This window comes from Pseudoduganella sp. RAF53_2, assembly GCF_052113985.1.
GTDB lineage: Bacteria > Pseudomonadota > Gammaproteobacteria > Burkholderiales > Burkholderiaceae_D > Rugamonas.
In genome coordinates, this window is sequence record NZ_JBFRDW010000593.1 from 1 (window position 1) to 3,876 (window position 3,876).

General features: G+C 62.0%; 6 protein-coding genes and 1 pseudogene. All 7 read left to right on the top strand.

The window, feature by feature from the left end; genetic code table 11:
• On the top strand, window positions 1-604 hold a 604-nt coding region (locus AB4Z11_RS26020), incomplete at its 5' end, for an MlaA family lipoprotein (protein ID WP_442028728.1).
• Between the two features lie 31 nt (window positions 605-635).
• The gene (locus tag AB4Z11_RS26025; RefSeq protein WP_442028730.1) at window positions 636-1,319 is read left to right on the top strand and encodes an MlaC/ttg2D family ABC transporter substrate-binding protein; all 684 of its coding nucleotides are present in this window, start codon (window positions 636-638) and stop codon (window positions 1,317-1,319) included.
• Window positions 1,320-1,652, top strand: coding sequence for an STAS domain-containing protein (locus tag AB4Z11_RS26030; protein ID WP_442028732.1), 333 nt, complete (start codon window positions 1,320-1,322; stop codon window positions 1,650-1,652).
• 172 nt (window positions 1,653-1,824) lie between these two features.
• Window positions 1,825-2,733 carry an ABC transporter ATP-binding protein gene (locus AB4Z11_RS26035; RefSeq protein ID WP_442028734.1) on the top strand — a complete coding sequence of 303 codons (909 nt, stop codon included), beginning with the start codon at window positions 1,825-1,827 and terminating at the stop codon, window positions 2,731-2,733.
• The gene (locus AB4Z11_RS26040; RefSeq protein ID WP_442028736.1) at window positions 2,730-3,491 is read left to right on the top strand and encodes an ABC transporter permease; all 762 of its coding nucleotides are present in this window, start codon (window positions 2,730-2,732) and stop codon (window positions 3,489-3,491) included. Before AB4Z11_RS26035 ends, AB4Z11_RS26040 begins: the two co-directional genes overlap by 4 nt.
• Window positions 3,492-3,508: 17 nt before the next feature.
• Window positions 3,509-3,745, top strand: coding sequence for a BolA family protein (locus AB4Z11_RS26045; protein WP_442028738.1), 237 nt, complete (start codon window positions 3,509-3,511; stop codon window positions 3,743-3,745).
• A 1-nt stretch (window position 3,746) separates the two neighbouring features.
• Window positions 3,747-3,876: pseudogene (locus AB4Z11_RS26050) on the top strand (UDP-N-acetylglucosamine 1-carboxyvinyltransferase); the annotation flags it as partial.

The following is a 3,876-nucleotide window of genomic DNA, read 5'->3' on the forward strand; positions in this document are numbered from 1 at the left end:
CGTGTGGACTGCCGCCAATAACCTGCTGCAAGGCAAGATCGGCGACGGCATGTCGGACGTGATGCGCGTTGGCATCAACTCCACCTTCGGCCTGCTGGGCGTGCTGGACATCGCCTCCGAAGCCGGCCTGCAGAAACACAAGGAAGACCTGGGCCAGACCCTGGGCTGGTATGGCATGCCGTCCGGCCCTTACCTGGTGCTGCCGCTGCTGGGGCCATCCACCGTGCGTGACGCTGCGGCGCTGCCGGTCGATTTCAAGGCCGACCCGTGGCAATACAAAGAACCTGTCAACGTAAGGAACATCGGCACCGTTGTTCGTGTCGTGGATCAGCGCGCGTCCCTGCTGGATGCATCGACCCTCCTGGAAGATGCCGCCCTGGACCGTTATGAATTCATCCGCGACGGCTGGATGCAGCGCCGCCAGAGCCAGGTCTTCGATGGTGAAGACGGCCCGCGCGGCGGCAAAAAGCCGGAACAGCAACCGGAGCAGAATGACGCAGCGCCGCCGGCCAAACCGCCGGCTGCGGAGCAGCAGGACGCGGCTGAGGCACCAGTGCAGGCTATAATGCCGGCACCGGCTGCTGAGAAAAATGCCAGCCTGTGATCCTGCGGTACAACTTACATAGGTAAATCATATGAAATTGATCAAGCAAATCATCGTCCTCGCCATCGCAGCCACCGCTGCCGGCGCTTACGCTGCGCCTGCCACGACCGTTGCTGCCCAGACCTCGGCCACCGCCGCGCCGGTCGCCAACGAGGCGCCGGATGCCCTGATCAAGCGCATCAGCGGCGAAGTGCTGGATACCGCCAAGAACGACAAGGAAATCCAGGCCGGCAACCAGAAGCRCATCATGGACCTGGTCGAGACCAAGATCCTGCCTTATGTCGATTTCCAGCGCATGACCTCGCTGGCCGCCGGCCGCTACTGGCGCGATGCGACGCCGGAACAGAAAAACCAGCTGTCGGCCGAGTTCCGCACCCTGCTGATCTTCACCTACTCGGGCGCCCTGTCCCAGGTGAAGAATGAAACCATCGACTTCAAGCCGCTGCGCGCCGACCCGTCGGACACCGAAGTGGAAGTGCGTTCCCAGGTCAACATGACCCGCGGCGAGCCGGTGGTGCTGAACTACCGCGTGGAAAAGACCCCAACCGGCTGGAAGATCTATGACATCAACGTGCTGGGCGCCTGGCTGGTGGAAGCCTACAAAGGCACTTTCGCGTCCGAGATCTCGAAAGGCGGCGTTGACGGCCTGATCAAAACTCTGCAAGCCAAGAACAAGACCCTGGCCAACAAGCCGCTGAAGACCGCAGGTAAGTAAATGTCCGACTCCGCTGTTGCACAGAACAAGTTGTCCCTGCAGTCGCTGACCGTGGCGAATGCCACGCAGGCGCTGGAGCAAGGCCTGGCCGCGCTGCGCGCCGGCGAGACCGTGTTCGACCTGAGCAATGTGACAACGGTGGATTCGGCAGCGGTATCCGTGATGCTGGCCTGGCAGCGCGCTGCGCTCCAGGCTGGTACACATCTCGAATTGAAGAACCTTCCTCCCTCGCTGCGCAGCCTGACGCAGCTGTATGGTGTGTGCAACCTGGTCGCCCCTCCCAGCGACTGCGGCCCGGCGGTTTCGCCTGCGGCCGGCCCGCATCATCATTGACCTCTGCCCCCCACCCCCCTGCCCGCTGTACCCGGTCCCGGCATCGCCGAACCAAAATTCCAATATAATTGACCGTTCCCGTCGCCAGTCGAGCCACGGGGTCCGCTTCCCCGGCCCGCAAAGCCGTCTTAGCAACGGTCACCGTTGTACCCCAAAAACTTAATAAGCAAGCATGACAGCAATTCAAATCAGCAATGTCGAGAAGCGCTACAAGTCGCTCCAGGCACTGGGCGGCGTGTCGCTGACGATCGAGGAGGGCGAGTTCTTCGGCCTGCTTGGCCCGAACGGCGCCGGCAAAACCACCCTGATATCCATCATCGCGGGCCTGATCCGGGCCGATGCGGGCGGTGTGAAAATCCACGGCCACGATGTGGTGACGGACTTTCGCGAAGCGCGCAAGAAGCTGGGCGTGGTGCCGCAGGAACTGGTGTTCGACCCGTTCTTCACGGTGCGCGAAACGCTGCGCCTGCAGTCCGGCTATTTCGGTCTTGGCAATAACGACAAGTGGATCGACGAGGTCATGGAAAACCTCGATCTGACCAAAAAGGCCGATACCAATATGCGCGCCCTGTCCGGTGGCATGAAGCGCCGCGTGCTGGTGGCGCAGGCGCTGGTGCACAAGCCGCCCGTCATCGTGCTGGACGAGCCGACCGCCGGTGTCGACGTGGAACTGCGCCAGACCCTGTGGAAATTCATTTCGCGCCTGAACCGCGAAGGCCACACCGTGGTGCTGACCACGCACTATCTGGAAGAGGCGCAAGCCATGTGCAAGCGCGTGGCCATGCTGCGCGCCGGCCAGGTGGTGGCGCTGGATTCGATGTCGAACCTGATCCGCCGCATCTCCGGTTCGCAACTGGTGGTGCACGTGCAAAACGGCGGCTTGCCGCAGGATCTGACGCACCTGATCAGCCATCCGCCGGAAGGCAATAAGTACAGCCTGCGCATCAACGAATACTCGGAAGTGGAAAAAATCCTGGCGCGCCTGCGCGAAGCCGGCGCATCGATCGACGAGATGCAGCTGCAGCAGGCCGACCTGGAAGACGTCTTCCTGCAAATTATGGATGGAGCGGAAATCGCATGATCACCACCGGCTTCCGCACTCTCGTTTATAAAGAGACCCTGCGCTTCTACAAGGTCGCCACGCAAACCATCGCCGCGCCGATCCTGACGGCCATGCTGTATCTGCTGATCTTCGGCCACGTGCTGTCCGGCCGGGTCGAAGTGTATCCTGGCGTGAGCTACACCGCCTTCCTGATTCCGGGTCTGGTGATGATGAGCGTGCTGCAGAATTCCTTCGCGAATTCCTCGTCCTCGCTGATCCAGTCCAAGATCACGGGCAATCTGGTGTTCGTGCTGCTGACGCCCCTGTCGCACTGGGAGATTTTCTCCGCCTATGTGCTGGCCTCCATGGTGCGCGGCATCACGGTGGGCCTGGGCGTGTTCGTGATTACCGCCTGGTTCGCGCACCTGAGCTTTACCGCGCCGCTGTGGATCATCGCCTTTGCCCTGCTGGGCGCGGCCATCCTCGGTACCATGGGCCTGATCGCCGGCATCTGGGCCGAGAAGYTCGACCAGCTGGCGGCGTTCCAGAACTTCCTGATCGTGCCGCTGACCTTCCTGGCTGGCGTGTTCTACTCGATTCATTCGCTGCCGGCATTCTGGCAGGGCGCGTCGCACCTGAATCCGTTCTTCTACATGATCGACGGCTTCCGCTACGGCTTCTTCGGCCAGTCCGACATCAATCCATGGATCAGCTTCTGCATCGTTGCCGCCTTCCTGGTGGTGCTGGCGCTGCTGGCCATCCGACTTCTGCGCAGCGGCTACCGCCTGCGCCACTGATTTACTGAGGAATCATCGTGACCACTACTCCTGAAGCAATCCACGGCTACATCGCCGCCGGCCTTGAATGCACCCACCTCGAAGTGGAGGGCGACGGCCAGCACTTCCAGGCCGTGATCGTGTCGCCTGCCTTCGCCGGCAAGCGCCCGATCCAGCGCCACCAGCTGGTGTATGCCGCGCTGGGCGACCGCATGYGCGAAGAGATCCACGCACTGTCGATGAAAACCCTGACTCCGGAAGAATTCCAAGGCTAATATGGACAAACTCCTCATCACCGGCGGCAAGCGCCTGGTTGGCGACATCCAGATTTCCGGCGCCAAGAACGCCGCCCTGCCCATCCTGTGCGCGGGCCTGCTGACGGCGGGCGACCTGGAACTGTCCAACG

What these genes read in the sequence shown, in the direction of transcription:
- AB4Z11_RS26030 (WP_442028732.1), top strand. Translation starts at nt 1,320, where the DNA reads ATGTCCGACTCCGCTGTTGCACAGAACAAGTTGTCCCTGCAGTCGCTG.
- AB4Z11_RS26035 (WP_442028734.1), top strand. Translation starts at nt 1,825, where the DNA reads ATGACAGCAATTCAAATCAGCAATGTCGAGAAGCGCTACAAGTCGCTC.